The 23,990-nt window shown below is 72.9% G+C and carries 20 protein-coding genes; 10 read left to right on the top strand and 10 right to left on the bottom strand.

The window, feature by feature from the left end; genetic code table 11:
* The first annotated feature begins 4 nt into the window (after positions 1-4).
* From ACWCPF_RS04305 to ACWCPF_RS04280, 6 genes are read left to right on the top strand one after another with little or no spacing between them, the layout of a single operon-like run.
* Positions 5-1,381 (top strand): O-antigen ligase family protein, encoded by a 1,377-nt coding sequence (locus ACWCPF_RS04305; RefSeq protein ID WP_451043403.1) that lies wholly within the window; start codon positions 5-7, stop codon positions 1,379-1,381.
* The gene (gene murJ, locus ACWCPF_RS04300; RefSeq protein WP_451043402.1) at positions 1,378-3,060 is read left to right on the top strand and encodes a murein biosynthesis integral membrane protein MurJ; all 1,683 of its coding nucleotides are present in this window, start codon (positions 1,378-1,380) and stop codon (positions 3,058-3,060) included. Before ACWCPF_RS04305 ends, murJ begins: the two co-directional genes overlap by 4 nt.
* Positions 3,047-3,787: a polysaccharide deacetylase family protein gene (locus tag ACWCPF_RS04295; protein ID WP_451043401.1), complete on the top strand. Its 741-nt coding sequence runs from the start codon at positions 3,047-3,049 to the stop codon at positions 3,785-3,787. Before murJ ends, ACWCPF_RS04295 begins: the two co-directional genes overlap by 14 nt.
* A complete protein-coding gene (locus tag ACWCPF_RS04290) occupies positions 3,784-4,947 on the top strand; it encodes a glycosyltransferase (protein ID WP_451043400.1) in 1,164 nt (387 codons plus the stop codon). Before ACWCPF_RS04295 ends, ACWCPF_RS04290 begins: the two co-directional genes overlap by 4 nt.
* Complete coding sequence (locus ACWCPF_RS04285) at positions 4,944-5,594, top strand: lipopolysaccharide biosynthesis protein (RefSeq protein ID WP_451043399.1); 651 nt, start codon at positions 4,944-4,946, stop codon at positions 5,592-5,594. The genes ACWCPF_RS04290 and ACWCPF_RS04285 overlap by 4 nt, the downstream gene beginning before the upstream one ends.
* Entirely contained in the window at positions 5,591-6,706 is a 1,116-nt protein-coding gene (locus ACWCPF_RS04280; protein WP_451043398.1) for a GNAT family N-acetyltransferase, read from the top strand. The genes ACWCPF_RS04285 and ACWCPF_RS04280 overlap by 4 nt, the downstream gene beginning before the upstream one ends.
* Before the next feature lie 28 nt (positions 6,707-6,734).
* Here ACWCPF_RS04280 and ACWCPF_RS04275 read toward each other — a convergent pair whose 3' ends face one another.
* A complete protein-coding gene (locus ACWCPF_RS04275; RefSeq protein WP_451043397.1) occupies positions 6,735-8,207 on the bottom strand; it encodes a glycosyl hydrolase in 1,473 nt (490 codons plus the stop codon).
* A gap of 161 nt (positions 8,208-8,368) precedes the next feature.
* Here ACWCPF_RS04275 and ACWCPF_RS04270 point away from each other — a divergent pair, with 161 nt between their 5' ends.
* Positions 8,369-9,673, top strand: a complete 1,305-nt coding sequence (locus ACWCPF_RS04270) for a carboxylate--amine ligase (RefSeq protein ID WP_451043396.1) — start codon at positions 8,369-8,371, stop codon at positions 9,671-9,673.
* The gene (locus tag ACWCPF_RS04265) at positions 9,673-10,917 is read left to right on the top strand and encodes an FAD-dependent oxidoreductase (RefSeq protein ID WP_451043395.1); all 1,245 of its coding nucleotides are present in this window, start codon (positions 9,673-9,675) and stop codon (positions 10,915-10,917) included. The genes ACWCPF_RS04270 and ACWCPF_RS04265 overlap by 1 nt, the downstream gene beginning before the upstream one ends.
* 45 nt (positions 10,918-10,962) lie before the next feature.
* Here the strand turns inward: ACWCPF_RS04265 and ACWCPF_RS04260 are convergent, their stop codons facing one another.
* The 3 genes from ACWCPF_RS04260 to ACWCPF_RS04250 all read right to left on the bottom strand — a co-directional run bounded on the left by ACWCPF_RS04260 (position 10,963) and on the right by ACWCPF_RS04250 (position 13,220).
* On the bottom strand, positions 10,963-12,234 hold the full coding sequence (locus ACWCPF_RS04260) for a chaplin family protein (protein WP_451043394.1): 1,272 nt from the start codon (positions 12,232-12,234) through the stop codon (positions 10,963-10,965).
* Positions 12,235-12,340: 106 nt separating this feature from the next.
* The gene (locus ACWCPF_RS04255; RefSeq protein WP_451043393.1) at positions 12,341-12,568 is read right to left on the bottom strand and encodes a chaplin; all 228 of its coding nucleotides are present in this window, start codon (positions 12,566-12,568) and stop codon (positions 12,341-12,343) included.
* A 241-nt stretch (positions 12,569-12,809) separates the two neighbouring features.
* On the bottom strand, positions 12,810-13,220 hold the full coding sequence (locus tag ACWCPF_RS04250) for a rodlin (protein ID WP_451043392.1): 411 nt from the start codon (positions 13,218-13,220) through the stop codon (positions 12,810-12,812).
* Between the two features lie 228 nt (positions 13,221-13,448).
* On the opposite strand from ACWCPF_RS04250, the gene ACWCPF_RS04245 reads away from it, so the two are divergent.
* Entirely contained in the window at positions 13,449-13,859 is a 411-nt protein-coding gene (locus tag ACWCPF_RS04245; RefSeq protein ID WP_451043391.1) for a rodlin, read from the top strand.
* A gap of 110 nt (positions 13,860-13,969) precedes the next feature.
* Complete coding sequence (locus ACWCPF_RS04240) at positions 13,970-14,377, top strand: rodlin (RefSeq protein ID WP_451043390.1); 408 nt, start codon at positions 13,970-13,972, stop codon at positions 14,375-14,377.
* Positions 14,378-14,448: 71 nt separating this feature from the next.
* On the opposite strand, the gene ACWCPF_RS04235 is transcribed toward ACWCPF_RS04240, so the two are convergent.
* The 6 genes from ACWCPF_RS04235 to iolB form a co-directional block, all read right to left on the bottom strand.
* Complete coding sequence (locus tag ACWCPF_RS04235) at positions 14,449-15,969, bottom strand: YfbK domain-containing protein (RefSeq protein WP_451043389.1); 1,521 nt, start codon at positions 15,967-15,969, stop codon at positions 14,449-14,451.
* Between the two features lie 141 nt (positions 15,970-16,110).
* Positions 16,111-16,965, bottom strand: coding sequence for an ABC transporter permease (locus ACWCPF_RS04230; RefSeq protein ID WP_451043388.1), 855 nt, complete (start codon positions 16,963-16,965; stop codon positions 16,111-16,113).
* On the bottom strand, positions 16,962-19,619 hold the full coding sequence (locus ACWCPF_RS04225; protein WP_451043387.1) for an alpha/beta fold hydrolase: 2,658 nt from the start codon (positions 19,617-19,619) through the stop codon (positions 16,962-16,964). Before ACWCPF_RS04225 ends, ACWCPF_RS04230 begins: the two co-directional genes overlap by 4 nt.
* A 134-nt stretch (positions 19,620-19,753) precedes the next feature.
* The gene (mmsA, locus tag ACWCPF_RS04220) at positions 19,754-21,256 is read right to left on the bottom strand and encodes a CoA-acylating methylmalonate-semialdehyde dehydrogenase (RefSeq protein WP_451043386.1); all 1,503 of its coding nucleotides are present in this window, start codon (positions 21,254-21,256) and stop codon (positions 19,754-19,756) included.
* Positions 21,257-21,270: 14 nt separating this feature from the next.
* Positions 21,271-23,163, bottom strand: coding sequence for a 3D-(3,5/4)-trihydroxycyclohexane-1,2-dione acylhydrolase (decyclizing) (iolD, locus tag ACWCPF_RS04215; RefSeq protein ID WP_451043385.1), 1,893 nt, complete (start codon positions 23,161-23,163; stop codon positions 21,271-21,273).
* Complete coding sequence (gene iolB, locus ACWCPF_RS04210) at positions 23,160-23,984, bottom strand: 5-deoxy-glucuronate isomerase (RefSeq protein ID WP_451043384.1); 825 nt, start codon at positions 23,982-23,984, stop codon at positions 23,160-23,162. The genes iolD and iolB overlap by 4 nt, the downstream gene beginning before the upstream one ends.
* Positions 23,985-23,990: the final 6 nt, after the last annotated feature.

The following is a 23,990-nucleotide window of genomic DNA, read 5'->3' as shown; positions in this document are numbered from 1 at the left end:
ACCGATGACCCTCGCCCCACCCCCGCACCTCGCTCCGCCCCCGCCGCTCCCCCTCCCGCTGTCCCGCGCCCGGGCCCGGGCGCTGTCGCCGGTGCTGCCGGTGGTCGCCGTCGTCGCCCTGCTCGCGCTGCCCGCCTCGCCCGGCGGGGAGGGCGGCGCGGGACCGGCCGACGCGCTGTCCGCGCTCGTCGTGGGGTGGTGTGTGGTCCGGGAGCTGCGGCGCCCCGGGCGTCGGCTGTCGCGTTCCGCGGTGGTGGTGCTCGGCCTGCCGGTCGTCGGGCTCACGCTCGCCGCGCTCGGCGCGTCCTCGCCGGGGGCCGGGCTGGGCGGCCTCGGCCGCTATCTGCAGGTGTTCGTGCTGGTTCCGGTGGCCGTGCTGCTGCTGATCCGGGGCCGGTCCGACTTCCGGGTGCTCGCCTGGTCGTTCGTGGGGCTGGCGGCGTGGCAGGGGGCGGTCGGCGTCCACCAGTTCGTCACCGGGACCGGCGCCTCCTATCAGGGCGAGGACATCCGGGCGGTCGGCACCTTCGGACCGCAGGACGTGATGGGCATGGCGACCGTCGTGTCCTTCGGACTGATCTGCGCGGTCGGGCTGGCGCTCGGCCGGACCTCCCTGCGGCAGCGGGCGATCGCCGCCGGTTTCGCGCTCGCGCTGCTGGCGCCGCTGGCGCTCTCCTTCAGCCGGGGCGCGTGGATCGCGACCGCGCTGACCTGCACCCTTCAGCTGGCGCTGGCCGGGCTGCGGCGGGCGCTGAAGCTGGGCGCGGCGGTCGCGCTGTCCGGGGTGGTGCTGGTGGGCGGGTTCGGCGTCGGCTCGGCGATGCTCCAGGAGCGCGTCAGCAGCATCACGCAGGTCGCGGACGCGCCCGATCAGTCCGTCACCGACCGGTACACGATGTGGGCGGCCGCGGTCGGCATGTGGCGCGAACAGCCGCTCACCGGCGTCGGGTTGAAGGGCTTCCCGGAGCACCGGGACGCGCACGCGTCGCTCGCGCTGTCCTCCGGCAGCGACACCGCGGGCGCGGGCACCGGCTTCGTCCGGCAGCGGCTGCTGTCCCCGCACAACATGTATCTGCTGATCCTCGGCGAGCAGGGCCTGATCGGGCTGCTGGCCCTCGCGGGCGGCTGGCTGGCGCTGCTGGTGTGCGCACTGCGGGGCTGGTGGCGGGTCAAGGACGGCGGCCCCGGTCTGGACTGCGCGCTCGTCGCCTGCGGGCTGCTGAGCTGGCAGCTGATCGACTTCATGTACGCCGACATCGGCGGGCCGTCGACCGTCCTGACCGCCGTCGTCTTCGGGCTCGTGGCCTGGTGGGCGCTGGTGAGCGGCAGTGCCGACGGCGGCCGGAGCAGCGGTGGGCGCGAGGGGGCGCTCGCGCGATGACGGTGAAGCCTCCTCGGACACCCCGTGCGGACGGACCCGTGTCCGTGCCGTCGGCGCGGGCCGCCGGGCCGGCCGCACCGTCCGGGGAAGCCGCCGGGGAGGCCGGCGACCTTCCCGCGGCATCACGGGGTTTCCTCGCCAAGGCCGCGGCCGTCACCGCCGCCCTCTCCGTCGCCGGGGCGTTCCTCGGGCTGGTGCGGGACCAGGCGCTGGCCCGGCTGTTCGGGGCGGGCAGCGACACCGACGCGTTTCTCGTCGCCTGGACCGTGCCCGAGTTCGCGGCCACGCTGCTGATCGAGGACGGACTGGCGTTCGCGCTGATCCCGGCGTTCAGCATGGCGCTGGCCCGCCGCGCCCAGGGCGCCCCCGGCGACCCGGTCCGGGCCCTGGTGGCCGGCACACTGCCCCGGCTGTCGCTGGCGTTCGTCGCGGTCGGCGCCCTGTTCATCGGCATCGCGCCCCAGCTGGTCGCGGTCCTCGCGCCCGGGCTGCCCGATCCCGCGCTCGCCGTCGACTGCACCCGGCTCACCGCGACCTGCGTGGTGAGCTTCGGGCTCGCCGGGTACTGCAGCGCGGCCCTGCGCGCCCACCGGCGGTATGTGGCGCCCGCGGCGATCTACGTCGCCTACAACGTCGGCATCATCACCGGGATGTTCGTGCTCGGCGGGCGCTGGGGGGTGCGGTCGGCGGCGGCCGGGGTGGCGGTCGGCGGACTGCTGATGGTCTTCGCCCAACTACCTTCACTGATCGGGCAGTTGAGGAAGAAGCGCGGGCCGGACGGGGTGGAGCTCGGTGTCGAGGAGCCCCGGCCGCTGGACACCGCGCTGCTCACGACCGTCCTGCTGTTCGCGCTGTGCCGGCAGTCCCAGACCCTCGTCGAGCGGTTCCTCGCCTCGAATCTGCCGGCCGGGGCGATCTCGCACCTCAACTACGCGCAGAAGGTCGCGCAGATGCCGATGATCCTGTCGGTGATGGTCTGCACGGTCACCTTCCCGGTGGTCGCGCGGGCGCTGGCCGAAGGGGACACCGAGCGGGCCCGCAGCCGGGTGGAGCGGGATCTTTCGCTGGCCGCCTGCATCGTGCTGCTCGGCACCGCCGCGGTGGTGGCCTGCGCGCCGCAGATGATCGAACTGCTCTTCCAGCGCGGCGCGTTCACCGCACGGGACACGGCGGCGACGGCGGGCGTGATGCGGGTGTACGCGCTCGGGCTGCTCGGCCAGACCATGGTGGGCGCGCTGGTCCGCTCCTACTTCTCGGCGGGCCGCGGCTCCTGGTACCCGGTGGGCGCGATGGCCACCGGGATCGCCGTCACCACCTGGATCGGCGCCCTGAGCGTCGACGCCTGGGGGGTGTACGGGATCGCCGCCGCCAACGCGATCGGCATCACCGTCACCGCGCTGGTGCTGCTGGCCGGGATGGGTCCGCGCAGCGTCCCGATCGGCGTCCGGGGCGTGCTGCGCGAGCTGAGCCGGCCGGTGCGGGCGGCCCTGTTCGCGACCCCGGTCGGGGCGCTGGCCGCCGCGCAGTTCACCGATCCCCTGGCCGGTCTGGCCGCCGGGGGCTGCACCGCGACCGTCGTGTTCCTGCTGCTCGGCCGCGCGCTAGGCGCCCAGGGCATCGTCTCCGCACTCCGTTTCCTCCGTTCCGCGACCCGAAGGCACTCCCATGGCCGCTCCTGACAACCGCAGACGCAGTTCCGTCCCGTGGGTGGCGATGTACCACTCCGTGAACGACTGCACCGACGACCCCTACCGCATCACGGTCACCCCCGAACGACTCGACAAGCAGCTGACCTGGCTGCGGCGGCGCGGACTGCACGGCGTCTCCATGTCCCGGCTGCTCGCCGCCCGCGCCGAGGGCCGGGGCCACGACCTGGTCGGCCTGACCTTCGACGACGGGTACGCCGACTTCCTCACCGAGGCCCTGCCCGTGCTGCGCCGGCACCGCTGCACGGCCACCCTCTTCGTGCTGCCGGGGCGGCTCGGCGGCGACAACGCCTGGGACCCGCTGGGCCCGCGCAAGCCCCTGCTGACCGCCGACGGCATCCGCCGCGCGGCCGACGAGGGCGTCGAGATCGGCTCGCACGGCCTCACCCATGTCGACCTCACCAAGGCCGACGACCTCACCCTCAAGAAGGAGACGGTCGACAGCCGCGCGGCCCTCACCGCACTCCTCGGCACCGAGATCGACGGCTTCTGCTACCCGTACGGGACGATCGACCGACGGGCCATGGACGCCGTGCGCGAGGCCGGTTACCGCTACGGCTGCGCGATCGACCCCGGCGAGCTGAACGGCCTGCACGCCCTGCCGCGCGTGCACATCGGGCAGGACGACCACACGCTGCGCCTGTTCCTCAAGTACCGGCTGCACGCCTTGCGCCGGCGCCCCGTCGAGGGGCTGCGGTGAAGGCGCTGCACATCATCACGGGGCTGGGCGTCGGCGGCGCCGAGCAGCAACTGCGGCTGCTGCTGCGGCACTTGCCGGTGGACTGCGATGTGGTGACGCTGACCAACCCGGGGTCGGTGGCCGACGGGCTGACCGAGGACGGGGTCCGGGTCGTCCACCTCGGCATGGCCGGCAACCGCGATCTGGGCGCGCTGCCGCGCCTGGTCCGGATCATCCGCTCCGGCGGCTACGACCTCGTCCACACCCATCTCTACCGGGCCTGCGTCTACGGCCGGCTCGCCGCGCGCCTCGCCGGGGTCCGGGCGGTCGTGGCCACCGAACACTCCCTGGGCGACTCGCAGTTGGAGGGGCGGAAGCTGACCTCCGGGGTCCGCGCGCTCTATCTGGCCAGCGAGCGGCTGGGCCGCACCACGGTCGCCGTCTCGCCGACGGTCGCCGACCGGCTGCGGAACTGGGGGGTGCCGGCCCCCCGGATCGAGGTCGTCCCCAACGGCATCGACCTGGACCGCTTCCGCTTCGACCCGGTCGCGCGCAGCACCACCCGGCGCCGCCTCGGACTGCCGGACGACGCCTACGTCGTCGGCGGCATCGGACGCCTCACCGCCGGCAAACGCTTCGACGTCGTCATCCAGGCCATGGCTCAACTCCCCGACGACCACTGGCTGTTGCTGGTGGGCGGGGGCCCCGAGGAGAACGTGCTGCGGCGCCTCGCGCACGAGGCGGGCGTCGCCGACCGCGTCCTGTTCACCGGCGAACGCCCCTACGTCGCCGACGGCACCCCCGGCCCCGACCTGCCCTCCCTGGTCTGCGCCATGGACCTGTTCGTCTCCCCGTCCCCCGAGGAGACCTTCGGTCTGGCGGTCGTGGAGGCGCTGGCCTCGGGACTGCCCGTGCTCTACGCCTCCTGCCCCGCGATCGAACAGCTGCCCGCGCAGCCGGCCGGCGCCCGCCGGGTGACCGGCGGACCGCGGGCGTTCGTCCGCGCGCTGGCCGAGGCCCGCGCGCGGCCCCCCGGCCCGCGCACCGCCCCGGGCGCCGCCCGCCACTACGACATCGCCCGCAGCGCCGCCCAGCTCATGGACGTGTACGCGGCCGCCGTCTCCGGACCACCCCGGCTGTCCCCCGCTTCCCCGACACCTCAGGGAGTCAGTTCCCCATGACCGAGAACCCCCGCCGTCCCGCCGCCGCGCTGCGCCGTGCCAAGGCGCTCCCGCCCTGGTCCCTGCTCGCGGTCGGCGCCGTCGCCGGCGGCCTGCTCGGCGGCGCGTACGGAACCGTCAAGGCGCCCGTCTACTCGGCCACCGCCTATGTCGTCGCCGTCCCGACCGCGAAGTCCGACCCGGCGTCCGCGCTCGGCTTCGCGCAGGCCTACGGCCGGGTCGCCACCCAGCTCGCGGTGCTCGGGGACGCGCAGGTCTGGGCGGGCGTGCCGGTGAACACGCTCCGGCGAAACGTGCAGACGGCGACCTCGCCGGACGCCCCGATGGTCGCCATCACGGCGACCTCCACCCGCGCCGACCTGGCCGCCGACATGGCCAACGCGGTCTCCCGCTCGCTGACCCAGCACGCCAAGAGCTCCCGGGCCGCCACCAACGTCGAGCTCCAGCAGTTCGCGCGCGCCGTGCGGCCGACCGCGCCGTCCTCGGCGTCCCCGACGGTGACCGCTCTGGTGGGGGCGAGCGCGGGCGGGCTGCTCGGCGGGCTGGCGCTGCTGACACGACCGCGGCGGGCCCGCGAGGAGGAGACCGTGCGCCCCGCCGCCGTCCCCGGCCCGGCCCTCGCCGCCGAAGCCCACGGAGCGCTGTGAAGCCGACGTTCACGGCCGAGGTCGTCACCGACGAACAGGCATTCGCCGCCCTCGCACCCGCCTGGGGCCGGCTGTACCAGAGGTGCGCGACGGCCACCCCGTTCCAGAGCCACGCCTGGCTGCACTCGTGGTGGCTCTCGTACGGCAGGCCCGGCCGACTGCGGCTGCTGCTGGTCCGCGACGGCGCCGAACTCGTCGCCGCCGCCCCCCTGACGGCCGTCCGCCGTCCGCTGCCCGCGCTCGTGCCGCTCGGCGGGGCGATCTCCGACTACGGGGACGTCCTCGTCGACGACGAACACGGCGAGCGGGCCGTCGCCGCGCTCACCGAGGGCCTCGCGGCGGCCGCCCGCACCGCGCTGATCGACTTCCGCGAAGTGCGCCCGGGCGGCGCGGTGGAGCAGGTCTACGAGCGGTGGCACGGGCCGCGGCGGCGGGTGAACGACTCGGTGTGCCTGGAGCTGCCCGCCGTCCCGATGGACGAGCTGCTGGCCCGGCTGCCCTCGGCGAAGGCCCAGCGCGTGCGCGCCAAGCTGCGCAAACTCACCGCGCTGGGCGTGCAACGGCAGGTCGTGCGCCCGGAGGAGGTCGACCCGGCGCTGCGGCGGCTGCTGGAACTGCACCAGCTGCAGTGGCAGGGCCGGAAGGTGACGGGCGAACACCTGCTGCCCCGGTTCTGCGAGCACCTGGTGCGCTCGGTCGGCCCGATGGTCCGCTCCGGCAACGCGGTGGTCACCGAGTTCCGGCTGGACGACGACGTCGTGGCCGTCGATCTGACCCTGCTGTCGCGGCGGCTGGCCGGGGGCTACCTCTACGGCGCCCATCCGCAGCTGCGCGAGCGCAAGGCGGACGTGGCGGTGATGCTGCTCGACGCGTGCGCCGAGCACACCCGGGGCGGCGGGCTCGCCGCGCTGAGCCTGCTGCGCGGCAACGAGCCCTACAAGCACCACTGGCGGCCCGAACCGGTCGTCAACCAGCGGCTGCTGCTGGCCCGCCGGCGCACCGCGCCGCTGCTGTCGGCGGCGCTGTGCGACGTGGCCGCGCGGCGGCGCGGCAAGGAGCTGCTGCTCCGGCTGGAGCAGCGGAAGGAGCGGGCCGGTGGCGGCAGGTCCTGACGCGGGCCTGCCGCCACCGCACCGCGGTTCACCCGCTGCGCGACCACCAGTCCAGGCGGAGGCACAGCTTGCCGCCGAGCCAGTACTCGACCCAGTCGCCGAGGTCCATCGGCAGGCAGTTCGCCTGGGTTTCGACGCCGGGCTCGGGCATGGGCTCCTTGACGGGCTCCTTGACGGGCTCCTTCGTGGGCATCGGTGTCGTCGGCTCCACGGAGGGCGTCGGGATCGTCGGGGTCGTCGGAGTCGTGCCCGGCTCGTCGGTGCGGCCGGACAGGAGCGAACGGTAGACCGCGGACGACAGCGGGTTCTGCTTGCACTGCCACACCCCGTGCGGGCAGTAGTCGGTCACCGTGTTGTACAGCGGTTTGTGCTCGTCCATCCACGCGAGCATGCGCCGCATGTATTCGGCGTTGTCACCGTTACGGAAGAGTCCCCATTCCGGGTAGGAAATGGGCTTGCCGTGCGCTTTGGCGAAGTCCACGTGCGCCTGGAGCCCGTAGGGTTCTTTCACCTGCTCGTCGAAGGACAGACCGGTCGGCTGGTCGTAGGAGTCCATTCCGAGGATGTCGACCGTGTCGTCCCCCGGATAGCACTGGGTCCAGGGAATGGCGTCCTTGCCGCGGCTCGGCGTGAAGTCGAACTTGAATTTCTGACCCGGCACCGAACGCATCGTGGAGACGATCCTGTTCCAGTACTTCTTCCAGGCCTCCGGGTCCGGCCCGCACCGATGGGTGTACGTGATGCCGTTCATCTCCCAGCCGAGCACGATCACCGTGTCCGGCACCTTCAGCGCGACCAGCCGCTCGGCGAGAGCCCGGTAGTGGTGGTCGAACTCCCCGGCCGCGCCCTGCCGCAGCAGCCGGCGCACCTCGGCGTCGGAGACGCCCTCCTCGTTGCGCTCCAGCATGGGCACGTTGAGGACGAACATCCGGTCTTCCCGCTCCAGCCGCCACTTCGCCCACACGTCGAGGAAGCTGGGCGCGCCCGCGATGTTGCGCCACCGGTCGCCCGGCAGGTAGGTGTGGCCGACGCGCAGCTCCGCGCCGCCCAGCCACTCGCTGAGCTCGGCGATCCGGGCCACGCCCCGGGGGCCGTAGTCGAGGTAGGCGCCGAAGGCGGAGGCCGCGGCCTCCGTCGGCGCGGTGGACGGCGCGGTGGACGGCTCGGTGGACGGGACGGTGGACGGGACGGGGGTCTGCGCCGGGGGCTGAGCCGGCGTCACCGGCGTCACCGGTGCGACCGGTGCGACGGACGGCAGGGGCGCCGTGGTCGGCAGGGTGGTCGCCGTCTGCACGGAGGCGGCCGGTTCGGGTGCCGCGGGCGCCGGTTCGACCACCGCGGGCCGCGGGACGGTCGGGGTGGGAGCGGGAGGATCGGCGACCCGCACCACCCCCGCGCCCGCGGCGAATCCAGGTCCGGACGCCAGAACCGCCGACGCCGCGACCGCTGCCGCGACAACGGCCAGCCGTCGGGACCGTGCGGTTCGCTGCTGTGGGGCCATGCCTGCTCCTTTCTCCACTCTCACGTAACGCGCCATGCCCGCGCATTACTGACACACAGTCATATGAAAGTCACACGAAAAGGAATTACGCCACCGCCATTAGGGCTTTCGAGTGCCTCGATCGCCCGAACCGGTGAACTGAACCGAAGGACCGGCAAAAAATGCCCGAGTCGTTGCTCGACACCCGCGTCCCCGCCGTACTCCTGCGGATCGACCGGAATCCCTTTCACCACGGAACGCTGGGTGCCGTGCGCTCGCTCGGCAGAGCCGGAGTCGATGTGCACGTGGTCGCCGACTCGACGGGAAGTCCCGTACGCACATCACGCTTCGTACGCCAGTTGCATCCCCCGCCGCCGCCCGGCGCCACCGCCGCCGACATCGCCGCCGTCCTGCTGCGGGTGGCCGCCCGCATCGAACGGCCCGCCGTCCTGATCCCGATGGACGACGCCGGCGCGATCGCGGTCGGCAGACTGCGCGCGGAACTCGCGCCCGCCTATCTGCTGCCCCAGCAGCCCGGCACGGTGCCCGAACGCGTCGCCGACAAAGCGGAACTGGCCCAGCTGTGCGCGGCCGCCGACGTGCCGCACCCGCTGACCGTGGTCCCGGACAGCGCGGCCCAGGCCGCCTCCGCCGCCTGGCGGCTCGGCCTGCCGGTGGTGGCCAAGTGGAGCCGGCCCTGGCTGCTGCCCGCCGACTCGGGGCTGCGCAGCACCCTCGTGGTGCGCTCCACCCAGGAGGCGCGCGAACTGTATCTGCGCACCGAGGAGGCGGGCAGCCGACTGCTGCTCCAGGCCTTCCTGCCGCCGGGACCGGACCGCGACTGGTTCTTCCACGGCTACGCCGACCGCTCCGGCACGGTCGGCGGCGGCGGCGCGGGCCGCAAGCTGTGCGCCTGGCCGCGCGGCGCGGGACTCACCGCGGTGGGCGAGTGGACCGAGAACGCGCAGGTGCGGACGCTGGCCGAGCGGCTCACCGGCGAACTCGGCTACCGGGGCATCCTCGACCTCGACTTCCGGCGCTGCGGACTGACGGGCGACTACCACCTCCTCGACTTCAACCCCCGCCCCGGCGCCCAGTTCCGGCTCTTCTCCGACGGCGGCGGACTGGACGTCGTCCGCGCCCAGCACCTGGATCTGACCCACCGTCCGCTGCCCGCCGGGTCCCCGCTGCCGGGGCGGGCGTTCGTGGTGGAGAACTACGCCCCGCTGGCGGCACTGCGACCGGCGCGCCGCGGCCCCGGCCGCGAGCTGGCCTGGCACGCGGGCGACGACACCGCTCCCGGCCGCGCCATGTGGGGTCTGTGGGGCTCCCATGTCGCCCGTCGACTGCTCGGCCGGCTGCGCCGGCTCGGCACGGCGGGCGCGGCCGGGGTGCGTCCCCGCGTGGTCCGCCAGTCCCCGCCACCGCCGCCGTCCCTGACCGGCCTGACCGAACCGACCGACGACGAGAAAGCGAGCAGTTGCTGATGTACGACCTGTTGGTAGTAGGCGCCGGCCCGTACGGCCTGTCCATCGCGTCCCACGCCGCGGCCGCCGGGCTGACCCTGCGCGTCTTCGGCCGGCCGATGGCCTCCTGGCGCGACAACATGCCCGGCGGGATGTTCCTGAAGTCCGAGCCCTGGGCCTCCAATCTCTCCGACCCCGCGGCCCGTTGGCGGCTCGACGCCTACTGCGCGACCCAGGGCGTGACGGCCCGGCACGGGGAGCCGATCCCGGTGGAGATGTTCGCCGAGTACGGCCTGTGGTTCGCCCGCAACGCCGTCCCCGAGGTCGACGAACGCACCGTGACCCGGATCGCGCCCCGGCCGGGCGGCTTCGAGGCGGTCACCGAGGACGGCCAGACCGTGCACGCCCGCACGATCGCCCTCGCGGTCGGCGTGATGCCGTTCGTCGAGATCCCGTCCGCCTTGCGCGCACTGCCCGGCGGCCTCGTCTCGCACAGCAGCCACCACGGCGACCTCGACCGCTTCCGCGGCCGGGACGTCACGGTGATCGGCGGCGGCCAGGCCGCCCTGGAGACGGCCGCCCTGCTCGCCGAACAGGGCACCCGGGTACGGGTGCTGGCGCGGGCCGACCGGCTGCGCTGGAACGATGTGCCGCCGGCCTGGGAACGCCCGTGGTGGCAGTCGGCCCGCTCCCCGCTCGGCGGCCTCGGCTGCGGCTGGCGCAACTGGTTCTACGCGGAGCGCCCCGGCCTGTACCGGCGGCTCCGGGAACCGACCCGGGCCCGGATCGCGGCGACGGCGCTCGGACCGGCCGGCGCGTGGTGGGTTCGGGACCGGGTGGAGGGCGCGGTGGAGGTGCGGCTCGACCACGAGGTGACGGCGGCGCGGGCGGTCCCGGGCGGGGTCCGCCTCGACGTGAGCGGAGGCGACTCCTTCGAGACCGAGCATGTGATCGCGGCGACCGGCTTCAAGGCGACCCGCGACCGGCTCGGACTCCTCTCCGGCGACCTGCGCGACTCGCTGGCCACGGTGGCCGACGGCTCCCCCGAGATCGGCCGGGACTTCGAGTCGTCCTGCCCCGGCCTGTTCATGGCCGGCCTGGTGACGGCGGCCGGCTTCGGCCCGGCGATGCGGTTCGTCTACGGCGCGACCTTCACGGCGGGGTCCCTCGTCCGGGGAGTCCGGCGCCGGCTGCGCACGGGCGTGCCGAGCGGGGCGATCCCGGCGCCGGTCCGCCAGGACACGGCGCCGGCGGTACGGGGCTGAACGACGCGGGTGCCGGGCGCGAGGGCGTCCGGCACCCGAAGCCGTTCAGCGACGGGACGCGGCCCTGCCTCGCCGGTACAGCAGCGCGCCGCTGCCGATGAGCACCGCGCTGACCCCGGACGCGGCGAGCAGCGCCGCCTTGTCACTGCCGGTGTGCGGCAACTCGGGCGGCGCCGACTGCCCGCCGCCGTGCGGAGGCGTGAAGTCTCCGCCACCACCGTGGGGCGGCGCCGAGTGTCCACCGCCGGGCGGAGGCGTGGAGTGCTCCCCACCGTGCGGAGGCGTCGAGTGCCCACCACCCCCGGAGGGAGGCGTGTTGCCACCCCCGTGCGGCGGCGGGGAGGAGTGGTCACCACCGGGCGGAGTGCCGTGACCGCCGTGCGGGGGCGGGGAGGAGTGGTCACCACCCGGCGGAGTGCCCTCGCCGCCGTGAGGCGGCGGAGACGAGTGATCGTCCCCGGGCGGAGTGCCCTCACCCCCATGCGGCGGCGGAGACGAGTGACCGCCACCCGGCGGAGTACCGCCCCCACCATGCGGCGGCGGAGACGAGTGATCGTCCCCAGGCGGAGTGCCCTCACCCCCATGCGGCGGCGGAGACGAGTGACCGCCTCCCGGCGGGGTGCCCTCGCCACCGTGCGGCGGCGGGAACGAGTGGTCGTCGCCGGGAGGCGGCGGGGTGTGCTCCCCACCGGGAGGCGGCGGTGTGTGGCTCCCGCCCGGCGGAGGCGGGGTGTGCTCCCCGCCAGAAGGCGGCGGCAGGTGACCCCCGCCGCCGCACGAGTCGCCGTAGCCCCCGCAGTCGTCGCCCGGGCCGTCGTGGCCGTAGCCGTCGTCCCCGTAGCCCTGGTCGCCGTAGCCGTCGTCCCCGTAGCCCTGGTCGCCGTAGCCGTCGTCGCCGTAGCCCTGGTCGCCGTACCCGGAGGCCCCGTCGTCCGAGCCTCCGTGTCCCGCGTCGCCGTACCCGGCGCCCCAGTGGCCCGGGGGGGCGTGGCCGGAGTCGTCGTCGGCGTATGGGGTGCCGTGCGGGCCGTAGGAGCCGTCGGTGAAGTGGGCGCGGTGCGTGTGCTCGGCCGATTGGTTGGCGCAGGCGTTGCCGAAGGTGGGGTTGAGCGCGGCGGCGGCGTCGACCGAGTTGCCGCAGGCGTTCACCGGGATGTTCACCGGGGCCTCGACATGGTTGCCCGACAGGAGTCCGGGCGATTCTTTGGCGGCCCCGTCGGCGTTCGAGTCGGCGAGGGCGGAACCGCCCCCGCACAGGGACAGAATGCTGGTAGCGGCGGCGGCCGCGACCATTCCCCTGCTCAGGGTCTGGCGCAATCTCGTTGTCTTCCTGCTTGGAGAAGTGGGAAAAGCCGGCCCTGGACCACCGAAGAGTCGTCCAAGGCCGGCCTCGACCCAGCCGTACGGCGGGTGTGTCGCGTCGTCAGTCGTTGATGCAGACGTTGCCTGCGGTCGGGTTCAGCAGCGCGATGACGTTGATCGAGTTGCCGCACACGTTGATCGGAATGTGGATCGGAACCTGGACCACGTTGCCTGACAGGACGCCCGGCGAGCCGATGGCCGCACCGTTGGCATCGGCGTCGGCGAAAGCCGGGGCGGCCCCGCCCAGCGCCAGGATCAGACCCGCGACAACAGCAGCGCTCTTCTTCATGGATTTCCCTTCTCAGCGGCCGTGCCCGGATGCACGACTCGCAAGCTGCAAACGAGAGATAGACAGCGGAAGCAACTGACGAACGCGCGTCGCCCGGGAATTCACTCGAACGCATTCATATGATTCACGCATCAGGCCCACTGCGGAAGAAACGCTTCTCCGGCACACCACCGCCGGACGGCCCGCCGGAAACGCGCGGGCCGTCCGACGGGCAGCGCCGATGGACGTCAGAAGGGGGACGTCAGCCGTTGGCCACGCCGTTGCCCGACAGGGCGGAGATGTCGTCCAGGATGTGCGAGAGCGGCTCGTCGCCCTTGGCCTGGGTGGAGTTCTCCGCGCACTGCTGGTTCTGCGGGGCGGACAGAACGTTGATGTCCTGGACGTCGATCGGGACAGCGCCGAGGATGCTCTGCACGTTCCCCTTGACCGGCAGACCGATGCACAGCTTGTTCAGGGAGCTCTGGACCAGCGTGGCCTGCGGGCTCATGTCGCCCTTGGTCACCGAGTTGCCGAACTTCGACGAGGCGCCGTTGCCGCTGGCGGAGGTGGTGCCGGCGTCGTCCCCGATGGCAAGCGCCTGAGGCGCGGCCGCCGCCGACATACCGATGACGGACGTGGCGACCGCTGCCACGGCCATTGCCTTCTTCAGCATTTCGCTTTTCCTTTCCCTGTCCTGGCCTCGCGCCAGAACCATGTGCCTGCGACCGACTCAACCCGGTACGCCGGTAATGGTTGCGGCGCTTCACCCGATAGGAGTTCGCCCCTTTCTTGGGGCCCTCGCAGGAATGGGCCATCAGAGTGAAGGGGGGCAACCAAACGCCGCCTGGGCAGTTGATCAGAGCGCTCCGGTGGACGGGGTTTCTCCAGAAGGGACTAGCAAGTGATCAAGAAGGTTCTGGCCGCCGCCGCGGTCGCCGTTTCCGTGGTCGGCGTCGCCGCTGCTGCTGCCGCCCCCGCGCTCGCCATCGGCAACGACAGCGGCACCACCTCCGCCAGCGGCAACGGCGCCAGCCAGTCGTTCGGCAACTCGGCCACCTTCGGCAACATGAGCCCCCAGATGGCGCTCATCCAGGGCTCCCTCAACAAGCCGTGCATCGGCCTGCCGGTCAAGGGGAACGTGCAGGGCCTTGTCGGCGCTGTGCCGATCAACGTCCAGGACATCAACGTCCTGTCCTCCCCGCAGAACCAGCAGTGCGTCGAGAACAGCACCCAGGCCAAGGGCGACGAGCCGCTCTCGCACATCCTGGACGACATCTCGGTCCTCGCGGGCAACGGCGCCGCCAACCACTGACGTTCCACCCCGACAGCGGGTCGACGGACCACCTGCGACCCGCTGTTCGGCGCAGGCGTGACGATCACGCGGCGCCTCCACCGGAGTCCGCTTTTCGAAAGGGAAACAACATGAAGAAGCTGTGGGCGACCGCGGTCGTAGCCGCCTCCCTGACCGGTGTCGCGGTCGCCTCCGCGCCGCAGGCCCTTGCCATCGGCGACGACAGCGGCACCACTTCCGCCAGCGGCAACGGCGCCTCGTCGGAGTTCGGCAACTCGGCCACCTTCGGTGACAAGAGCCCGCAGCTCTCGCTGGTCCAGGGCTCGCTGAACAAGCCGTGCCTCGGCCTGCCCGCCAAGCTCAACCTGCAGGGCCTTGTCGGCGCTGTGCCGATCAACGTCCAGGACATCAACGTCCTGTCCTCCCCGCAGAACCAGCAGTGCGTCGAGAACAGCACCCAGGCCAAGGGCGACGAGCCGCTCTCGCACATCCTGGACGACATCTCCGCACTGTCGGGCAACGGCGCGGGCAACGGCTGAGCCACAGCCTGACGTACCGCTACGGCGGGTCACCGGTTCTCCGGTGGCCCGCCGTTTCGCGTGCGGTGGCGCTAGAGGTCGAGGCGGCTTGCGTCGGCGATGGCTTCGGCGAGGTCGGCGACCTCCTTGTCCTCGGTCTTCCTCGCCAGCGCGTCGGCCGTTTCGCCGAGTTCGCCCAGGGGCGGGGCGTCGGGCAGCGAGCGCTCCGACTCGCGCAGGGCGTCGGCGAAGTAGGCGGCCGTCGTGGTGACCTGGAAGCGGACGGGTGCGTCGGTGAGGTCGTCGTGCAGGGCGTCGGTCTCCAGTTGCCCGGAGGTCTCGTGCGGGGTGCGGGTGTCGGGGTCGAGCCAGCGGACGGTGGCCGTGGCGAGGTGGCCGTCGGCGCCGGGCTCGGTGCGCACGGCGTAGAGGGCGGTGACGGTGTGGCCGGGGCCGACCTCGCCGCCGTCGACGCGGTCGTCGCGGAAGTCGTCGTCGGCGACGCTGCGGTCGTCGTAGCCGACGAGGCGGAACTCGGCGACCGTCTCGGGGTCGAAGGCGACCTGGGCCTTGGCGTCGCGGGCGGTGAGGTCGACGTTCTGCGGGAGGTCGGTGGAGAAGACCTTGCGGGCGTCCGACTCGTTCGAGACGTAGACGGTGTGGCCGTCCCCCTTGTCGGCGAGGCGTTCCATCAGGGCGTCGCCGTAGTCGCTGCCGACGCCCACGCCGAAGAGGGTGATGCCGTGGTCCTCGCGGGCGTCGGAGATGCGTTCCAGGATGGAGTCGGCGTCGGTGTCGCCGGTGTTGGCGAGGGCGTCGGAGACGAGGACGACCCGGTTCGTGGCGCCCTTGCGCAGGCCCTCGACGGCGGTGTCGTAGCCGGTTTCGACGCCGGCGCCGAGGTTGGTGGAGTCGGTCGGCTCCAGGCTGTCGATGGCGTCGTGGACGCGGTCGCGGTCGTCGCCGAGGCGGGTCATCGGCAGGACGGTCTCGGCCTCGCCGCTGAAGGTGACGAGGGCGACGGAGTCGTCGTCGCGCAGGCGGTCCGTCATCGTGCCGAGGGCGGAGCGGGCGAGGTCCAGGCGGCCGGGTTCGGCCATCGAGCCGGAGACGTCGATGACGAAGGTGAGGGCGGCGGGCGGGCGTTCGCCCGCTGTGGAGGCCTTGCGGGTGGCCAGGCCGACGCGGACCAGGGACCAGTCGTCGTCGCCGGTGCGGGCGCCGTCGACGGTGACCGAGAAGCCGTTGCCGTCGGGGCGTTCGTAGTCCTGGCGGAAGCTGTTGACGAACTCCTCGGGGCGCACGGTCGAGGGGTCCGGGAGGCGACCTTCGGCGAGGGTGCGGCGGGCGTAGCCGTAGGAGGCGGTGTCGACGTCGAGGGCGAAGGTGGACAGGAGGTCGGGGGCGGCCTCGCGGCCCTCGTCGAGGTCCTGGTCCGTGAGGTCCTCGTCCGTGCGGGGTGCGCTCGGGGCGGGGAAGCCGTCGCTGCGGTTCGCCGCTCCGTCCGAGGCCTTGCCGCTGTCGGAGTCGCCGCCGGCGCCGCAGCCGGTGAGCAGGAGTGCCGTGGCCGCCGCGGTGGCGGCGAGGAGTCGTGGTGTCCGGTGCGTCTTCATGTCCCGTGCCCCCTGTGTCCGTCCTTGTCTGTGACTGTGACGGGGCAGGGGGCCGGAATGTGCGGCACGGGGGGTTGCGGATACGTCTCGAAGAGGGCACGGCGGCCGGTCGTCGAGACCGGTGGGTGATCTTCCGGTGACCTAGGAGACGACGTCCTTGCGGGCGAAACCCCTGAAGGCCAGGGCGAACAGGACGAGCGCGTACGTTACCGAGACGGCGGCGCCCTGGATCATGCCGGACCATTCGGGGGTGGGCTGGACGGCGTCGGCCCAGGCGAACTGCCAGTGCGCGGGCAGGAAGTCGCGCCAGTCGCCGAGGGCCGTGACGGCGTCCAGGACGTTGCCCACGATGGTCAGGCCGACCGCGCCGCCGACCGCGCCGAGCGGGGCGTCGGTCTTGGTGGAGAGCCAGAACGCCAGTCCGGCGGTGACCAGTTGGCTGACGAAGATGAACCCGATCACGATCAGCAGCCGCCCGGCCGCCGTGCCCGGGGCGAGCTCGCCGCCGGTGGGCAGTTCCAGCGGGCCCCAGCCGTAGGCCGCGGAGCCGACGGCGAGGGCGACGACCGGCAGCAGGACCATCGCGGCCAGGCTCAGGCCGAGGCCGACGACGAGCTTGGACCACAGCAGCCGGGCCCGGGGGACGGGCGCGGCCAGCAGGTAGCGCAGGGAGGACCAGCCGGCCTCCGAGGCGACCGTGTCCCCGCAGAACAGGGCGACCGGGATGACCAGCAGGAAGCCCGCCGAGACGAACAGGTTGACGGCGGCGAAGTTGGCGCCGGACGCGGTCGCGGTGTCCATCAGGGACACCGTGTCGTTGCGGCCGCCCGGCTGGCCGCCGATGGCGAAGGCGATGAGCAGGACGAACGGGAGTCCGGCCAGGATGGCGCCCATGACGATGGTGCGGCGGCGGCCCAGCTGGCGGACCAGCTCGACGCGCAGCGGGAGGGTGCGGCGGGCCTGGTAGCCGGAGGCGACCTCGGTGAGCGTGCTCATGCGGAACCTCCGATCAGGGTGAGGAAGGCGTCCTCCAGGCGGCGGTGCGGGCCGACGGAGGTCACGGGCACGTCGAGCCGGACGAGTTCGGCGACCAGGCGTGGGGCGGTGCCGTCGGCGTCCAGGCGGACGAGGAGTCCGTGTCCGTCGTCGGTGACGACCGCGGAGGCGATGCCGGGGAGCGCCGCGATCTTCTCCACGACCGGCTCCTCCAGCGGGGCGGCGGCGCCCACGAGGAGGGTGTCGCCGGAGCCGATGATCGCGGCGACCGGGCCGGACTGGACGAGCCGGCCCCGGTCCATGACCACGAGGTGGGTGCAGGACTGCTCGACCTCGGACAGCAGATGGCTGGAGACGATCACCGTGCGGCCGGCGGCCGCGTAGCGGATCATCACCTCGCGCATCTCGCGGATCTGCGGCGGGTCGAGGCCGTTGGTCGGCTCGTCCAGGATGAGCAGGTCCGGGAGGCCGAGCATGGCCTGGGCGATGGCGAGGCGCTGGCGCATGCCCTGGGAGTAGGTCCGCACCGCGCGGGCGAGGGCGTCGCCGAGGCCGGCGATCTCCAGGGCCTCTTCGAGGTGGGCGTCGGCGGCCGGGCGGCCGGTGGCCTGCCAGTACAGCTCCAGGTTCTCCCGGCCGGTCAGGTGCGGGAGGAAGCCGGCGCCCTCGACGAAGGAGCCGACGCGGGACAGGACGGGGGCGCCCGGGCGGATGGCGTGGCCGAAGACGCGGATCTCGCCGCCGTCGGGCTTGATCAGGCCCATCAGCATGCGCAGGGTCGTCGTCTTGCCCGCGCCGTTCGGGCCGAGCAGGCCGAGGACCTGGCCCTTCTCGACGCGGAAGGAGAGGTCGCGGACGCTGTAGCGGTCGCCCTTGGCGTACTTCTTGCTGAGGTCGGTGATCTGCAGCGGGACGTCGGCGAGTGCGGGGTCGGGCGGCGGGGCCGTGGTGACGCGGCGGCGGGCGGTCAGCAGCAGGGCGAGCGCGACGGCCGCGCCGGCCAGGGGCAGCCACCAGACCCAGGACGGCAGGGTGGCCGCCGCGGTCGTCACGGCCGGGGCGGTGGGGACCGACAGGTCGCTCTTGAGGGAGACGGTGTAGGTCGCCGGGGTCAGCGGGGAGGCGTAGCCGAGGTCGGTGGAGGCGAGGACCAGGCGCAGCCGGTGGCCGTCGTCGACCTTGTGGTCGATGGCCGGGAGCGTGATCGTGACGTCCTGGCCGGCCTTGGCGTCCTCGACCCGGACCGGGGCGACGAGTTGGGAGGGCAGCACCTGCCGGACGCCGTCGGCGCCGACGTCGTAGACCTTGGCGAAGAGGACGGCCTGGTCGGTCGTCGACTTGACGTGGACGGTGACCGTCGGGGAGCCGGTGACGCGCAGGTCGCCGGTGACCGGGGCGGAGTCGAAGGAGGCGTACTGGCCGGGGAAGTCGAGGGAGACGCCGACGCCGAGGGAGGAGAGCTGGGAGAGGCCGCCGCTGCCGAGGCCGGGCAGGGCGGAGACGGCGGGCGGGCTGGCGCCGGCCGGGTTGGCGAAGGACTGCTCCGGGCGGCGGCCGGTCAGCGGGAACGAACGGTCGCCGCTGGTCAGGCCGGGGTAGGTGGTCGCGGTCGCGCCCCTGTACCGGGCGGCGCCGTCGGTGGAGTCGACGCCTCCGGTGCGGGTGACGCGGAAGGCGGGGCCGGTGTCGGCGGAGGCGTCCTTCTTGAGGTACCGGTCGAACCACGAGGTGATGCGGGCCTGGACGCGGCGGCTCTCCAGGTTGCCGCCGTCGTGGCCGCCCGCGATCCAGTCGACGTCGACGGGTGCGCCGTTGGCCTTGATCGCCTTCTCGGCGGCGTCGGACTGGGCGAGGGTGAAGAGGGAGTCCGTCTGGCCCTGGATGAGGAGGGTGGGGACCTTGATGCGGTCGGCGACGGCGGACGGCGAGCGCTGTTCGAGGAGCGCGCGGGCGGCGGCGTCCGGGGTGCCGGACTCGGCGACGCGCTCGTACATCGAGGCCAGCGCGGGTTCGAAGTTCGCGGCGCCGCCGCCGGTGTTGAAGAAGATGCCGGCCCACAGCTTCTTGAACACGCCGTCGGGGAACAGGGCGTCGGCGAGGTTCCAGTAGGTGATGGAGGGGGCGATGGCGTCGACGCGGTCGTCGTGTCCGGCGGCGAGGAGGGAGATCGCGCCGCCGTAGGAGGCGCCGGCCACGCCCACGCGCGGGTCGCCGGTCCTGTCGAGCTGGACCTCGGGCTGCTTCGCGAGCCAGTCGATCAGCTTCGAGACGTCGGCGACCTCGCCCTTCGGGTCGTTCAGGCCGATCTTGCCGGTGGACTCGCCGAAGCCGCGCGCCGACCAGGTCAGCACCGCGTAGCCGCTGCGGGCGAGCTTCTCGGCCTGCCCGCGCACATCGTCCTTGCTGCCGCCGAAGCCGTGGCCGAGGAGGACGGCGGGGCGGCGGCCCGCTCCGCCGGCGGTGAAGTAGGAGGTGTCCAGGCGTACCCCGTCCACTTCCATGACCCGGTCGGCGCTGTGCACCGCGGGCGTGTCGTCGGCGGAGGCGACGGCCGTCCAGGTACCGGCACCGGCGAGTACGACCACCGCGGCCGCGGCGGAGATGATCCGTCGCGGCCGCCATGGTCCTCGCAGACCGGGCAATCGAAGATCCATGCTTCAACGGTACGGCGTCAACCTGTCGTCAAGTTGTCGACCGCAGACCGAACCGGCCGACCTCCTCAAGGCGTACGCGAGCGACCGCGTGTACGACCTGAGCGGTACACGGCTCGGACTCGGGTGTCCGGGTGTCAGTGGTTGCGGGGGAAGCCCAGGTCGACGCCGGTGGGGGCGTCGGCGGGGTCGGGCCAGCGGGTGGTGACGACCTTGCCGCGGGTGTAGAAGTGGGTGCCGTCGTTGCCGTAGATGTGGTGGTCGCCGAAGAGGGAGTCCTTCCAGCCGCCGAAGCTGTGGTAGCCGACGGGGACCGGGATCGGGACGTTCACGCCGACCATGCCGGCCTCGATCTCCAGCTGGAAGCGGCGGGCCGCGCCGCCGTCCCGGGTGAAGATCGCGGTGCCGTTGCCGAAGGGCGAGCTGTTGATCAGCGCCACGCCCTCGTCGTAGGTGTCCACGCGCAGCACGCACAGGACCGGGCCGAAGATCTCGTCCTGGTAGGCCTTCGCGCTGGTGGGGACCTTGTCGAGGAGGGAGATGCCGATCCAGTGGCCGTCCTCGAAGCCGTCGACGGTGTAGCCGGTGCCGTCGAGGACCACCTCGGCGCCCTCCGCCGCCGCGCCCGTGACGTAGGACGCCACCTTGTCGCGGTGGACCTTCGTGATCAGCGGGCCCATCTCGCTCGTCGGGTCGTTGCCGGGGCCGATCTTGATCTTCTCGGCGCGCTCGCGGATCTTCTCCACCAGCTCGTCGCCGATCGAACCGACCGCGACGACCGCGGAGATGGCCATGCAGCGCTCGCCGGCCGAGCCGTAGGCGGCGGAGACGGCGGCGTCCGCGGCCGCGTCCAGGTCCGCGTCCGGGAGGACCAGCATGTGGTTCTTCGCGCCGCCGAGCGCCTGCACGCGCTTGTGGTTGGCGGAGGCGGTGGTGTGGATGTGCCGGGCGATCGGGGTCGAGCCGACGAAGGAGACGGCCTTGACGTCCGGGTGCTCCAGGAGGCGGTCGACGGCCGTCCGGTCGCCGTTGACGACGTTGAACACGCCGTCCGGGAGACCGGCCTCGGCGAAGAGCTCGGCGAGCTTCAGGGACGCCGACGGGTCCTTCTCGGACGGCTTCAGCACGAAGGTGTTGCCGGTCGCGATCGCGATCGGGAACATCCACATCGGCACCATCGCCGGGAAGTTGAACGGCGTGATGCCGGCGACGACGCCCAGCGGCTGACGGATCGACGACACATCGACGCGGCTGGCGACCTCGGTGGACAGCTCGCCCTTCAGCTGCACGGTGATCCCGCATGCCAGGTCGACGATCTCCAGGCCGCGCGCGACCTCGCCGAGCGCGTCCGAGTGCACCTTGCCGTGCTCGGCGGTGATCAGCTCGGCGATCTCGTCGCGGTGCGCGTCCAGCAGCGCACGGAACTTGAAGAGGATCGCGGTGCGCTTGGCGAGGGACGAGACACCCCAGGTCGCGAACGCGTCCTTCGCGGCCGCAACCGCCGCGTCGACCTCCTCGACGGAGGCGAACGCGACCTTCGTGGTGACCGCGCCGGTCGCCGGGTCGGTGACCGGCCCGTAGTTGCCCGACGCGCCTTCGACGGTCTTGCCGCCGATCCAGTGGTTGACGATCTTCGTCATGACCGAGTGCTCCTTCACAGATGGCGGCGTCGGGTAGAGACGTGCCGTTCGTACAGCTCACGTGCCTTCACCGCGGACGGGCGCGTCGCGGTCTCGGCCACAGGTACATCCCACCAGGCCTGCGCGGGCGGCGGGCCCGACACAGTGTCGGCCGTTTCGGTCTCCACGTAGACACAAGTGGGAGTGTCGGCGCGGCGCGCCTCGGCGAGCGCCTCGCGCAGTTCGCCCACGGTCTTCGCCCGCAGGACGCGCATCCCGAGGCTGGCCACGTTGGCGGCCAGGTCGACGGGCAGCGGGGCCCCGGTGAAGGTGCCGTCCTCCGACGTGTAGCGGTACGCCGTGCCGAACCGCTCGCCGCCGACCGACTCCGACAGACCGCCGATCGAGGCGTAGCCGTGGTTCTGGATGAGCAGGATCTTGATCGCGATCCCCTCCTGCACGGCCGTCACGATCTCGGTCGGCATCATCAGATACGTGCCGTCGCCGACCAGCGCCCAGACGTTGCGCTCGGGGGCCGCCAGCTTCACTCCGATGGCCGCCGGGATCTCGTAGCCCATGCAGGAGTAGCCGTACTCCAGGTGGTACTGGTCCCGGGAGCGGGCCCGCCACAGCTTGTGCAGGTCGCCGGGGAGGGAACCGGCCGCGTTGATGACGACGTCCGACTCGTCGGCGAGGGCGTCCAGCGCGCCCAGCACCTGCGGCTGCGTCGGGCGGACGTCGGGCTCGTCGGCCTCGTAGCAGGCGTCGACACGCTGCTCCCAGCGCTCCTTGTCCTCCGCGTACTCGGTGACGTAGGCGTCCGGGACGCGGTGGCCGTGCAGTCCGAGGGCCTGGGTCAGCTCGCCGAGGGCGCTGCGGGCGTCCGCCACGAGGGGCAGACCGGCGAGCTTGTGGCCGTCGTAGGGGGCGATGTTGAGGTTGAGGAAGCGGACTCCGTCGCCGGTGAACAGGGTGTTCGAGGCCGTGGTGAAGTCGGTGTAGCGGGTGCCGACGCCGATGATCAGGTCGGCGGTGCGGGCGAGTTCGTCGGCGGTGGCGGTGCCAGTGTGGCCGACGCCGCCGACGTCCTGGGGGTGGTCGTAGCGCAGCGAGCCCTTGCCGGCCTGGGTGGAGGCGACCGGGATGCCGGTGGCCTCGGCGAACTCGGCGAGGGCCTCCTCCGCGCGGCTGTGGTGGACTCCGCCGCCGGCGATGATCAGCGGGCGGCGGGCGGCGCGTATCGCGCGGACCGCCTCGGCGAGTTCGGTCGGGTCGGCGCCCGGGCGGCGGACCACCCAGGTGCGCTCGGCGAAGAACTCGTCGGGCCAGTCGTAGGCCTCGGCCTGGACGTCCTGGGGCATCGCGAGGGTGACCGCGCCCGTCTCCACGGGGTCGGTGAGCACCCGCATGGCCTGGAGGGCCGCCGGGATCAGGGCCTCCGGGCGGGTGACGCGGTCGAAGTACCGCGACACCGGGCGCAGCGAGTCGTTGACCGACACATCGCCCGCGTAGGGGACTTCGAGCTGCTGGAGCACCGGGTCGGCCACGCGGGTCGCGAAGATGTCGCCGGGGAGGAGCAGCACCGGGAGGTGGTTGACGGTCGCCAGGGCGGCGCCGGTCACGAGGTTCGTCGCGCCGGGGCCGATGGACGTCGTCACCGCGTGCGTGGAGAGCCGGTTCGACTGGCGGGCGTAGCCGACCGCCGCGTGCACCATGGACTGCTCGTTGCGGCCCTGGTGGAACGGCATCTCGGCGCCGTACTCGATCAGCGCCTGGCCGAGGCCGGCGACGTTGCCGTGGCCGAAGATGCCCCAGGTCGCGCCGATCAGCCGCTGCCGAACGCCGTCGCGCTCCGTGTACTGGGCGGCGAGGAAGCGCACCAGCGCCTGGGCCACGGTCAGCCTGGTGGTCGTCGAGGTCGACGTCATCGGTAACCCCCTGTGCTCTCTACGTGGTCCGGGTGGAAGCAGATCCGCCACTCCCGGGTTTCTCCCGGTCCCGCCATGACGTTCAGGTAGTACATGGCGTGGCCCGGCTGGGCGATGGCCGGACCGTGCCAGCCGTCGGGGACGAGGACGGCGTCACCGGAGCGGACCTCGGCGAGGACGTCGGCGCCGCCCTCGCGGGAGGGGGACACGCGCTGGTAGCCGAAGCCGTTCGGGCCGTCGATCTCGAAGTAGTAGATCTCCTCGAGCTCGGCCTCCTCGCCCGGCCGGTGCTCGTCGTGCTTGTGCGGCGGGTACGAGGACCAGTTGCCGCCGGGGGTGATCACCTCGACGGCGATCAGCTTGTCGCAGTCGAAGGCGTCGGCGGAGGCGAAGTTGCGCACCAGACGGGCGCAGTTGCCGCTGCCGCGCTCTTCGACGGGGACCTCCGGCGCGGGGCCGTAGCGGGCGGGGAGTTGTCGCTCGCACTTCGCTCCTGCCAGGGCGAAGCGGCCTCCCGCGCCGGAGGCGATCTGGACCCGGGCGTCTCGGGGAACGTACGCGAAGTCGGAGACCGACGCGAACACGCTTTCCCTGCCCAGGAGTTGGAACTCATTTCCGGCTGTTTGTACGGTACATCCGCCTTCGAGCGGAAGCACGATCCACTCGCTGTCACCGGTGCTGAAGGCGTGCGTGCCGCCCGGCTCCAGCTCGACGATCCGCAGGCTGCTGTGGGTCCAGCCGGCCCGCTTCGGGTCGATGTCGAGGAGGTACTCCCCGTCCGCGGCGGCGCCGCGCGGGACGTACAGGTCGTTGTTCGTCATGCGGCC

Source organism: Streptomyces sp. NPDC001858 (assembly GCF_053594615.1).
This window is presented reverse-complemented; position numbering and strand designations above follow the sequence as displayed.

Coding starts and splice junctions, on each gene's coding strand:
- ACWCPF_RS04305 (WP_451043403.1), top strand. CDS start 5: ATGACCCTCGCCCCACCCCCGCACCTCGCTCCGCCCCCGCCGCTCCCC.
- murJ (WP_451043402.1), top strand. CDS start 1,378: ATGACGGTGAAGCCTCCTCGGACACCCCGTGCGGACGGACCCGTGTCC.
- ACWCPF_RS04295 (WP_451043401.1), top strand. CDS start 3,047: ATGGCCGCTCCTGACAACCGCAGACGCAGTTCCGTCCCGTGGGTGGCG.
- ACWCPF_RS04285 (WP_451043399.1), top strand. CDS start 4,944: ATGACCGAGAACCCCCGCCGTCCCGCCGCCGCGCTGCGCCGTGCCAAG.
- ACWCPF_RS04275 (WP_451043397.1), bottom strand. CDS start 8,207: ATGGCCCCACAGCAGCGAACCGCACGGTCCCGACGGCTGGCCGTTGTC.
- ACWCPF_RS04270 (WP_451043396.1), top strand. CDS start 8,369: ATGCCCGAGTCGTTGCTCGACACCCGCGTCCCCGCCGTACTCCTGCGG.
- ACWCPF_RS04265 (WP_451043395.1), top strand. CDS start 9,673: ATGTACGACCTGTTGGTAGTAGGCGCCGGCCCGTACGGCCTGTCCATC.
- ACWCPF_RS04255 (WP_451043393.1), bottom strand. CDS start 12,568: ATGAAGAAGAGCGCTGCTGTTGTCGCGGGTCTGATCCTGGCGCTGGGC.
- ACWCPF_RS04250 (WP_451043392.1), bottom strand. CDS start 13,220: ATGCTGAAGAAGGCAATGGCCGTGGCAGCGGTCGCCACGTCCGTCATC.
- ACWCPF_RS04240 (WP_451043390.1), top strand. CDS start 13,970: ATGAAGAAGCTGTGGGCGACCGCGGTCGTAGCCGCCTCCCTGACCGGT.
- ACWCPF_RS04235 (WP_451043389.1), bottom strand. CDS start 15,969: ATGAAGACGCACCGGACACCACGACTCCTCGCCGCCACCGCGGCGGCC.
- ACWCPF_RS04230 (WP_451043388.1), bottom strand. CDS start 16,965: ATGAGCACGCTCACCGAGGTCGCCTCCGGCTACCAGGCCCGCCGCACC.
- ACWCPF_RS04225 (WP_451043387.1), bottom strand. CDS start 19,619: ATGGATCTTCGATTGCCCGGTCTGCGAGGACCATGGCGGCCGCGACGG.
- mmsA (WP_451043386.1), bottom strand. CDS start 21,256: ATGACGAAGATCGTCAACCACTGGATCGGCGGCAAGACCGTCGAAGGC.
- iolD (WP_451043385.1), bottom strand. CDS start 23,163: ATGACGTCGACCTCGACGACCACCAGGCTGACCGTGGCCCAGGCGCTG.
- iolB (WP_451043384.1), bottom strand. CDS start 23,984: ATGACGAACAACGACCTGTACGTCCCGCGCGGCGCCGCCGCGGACGGG.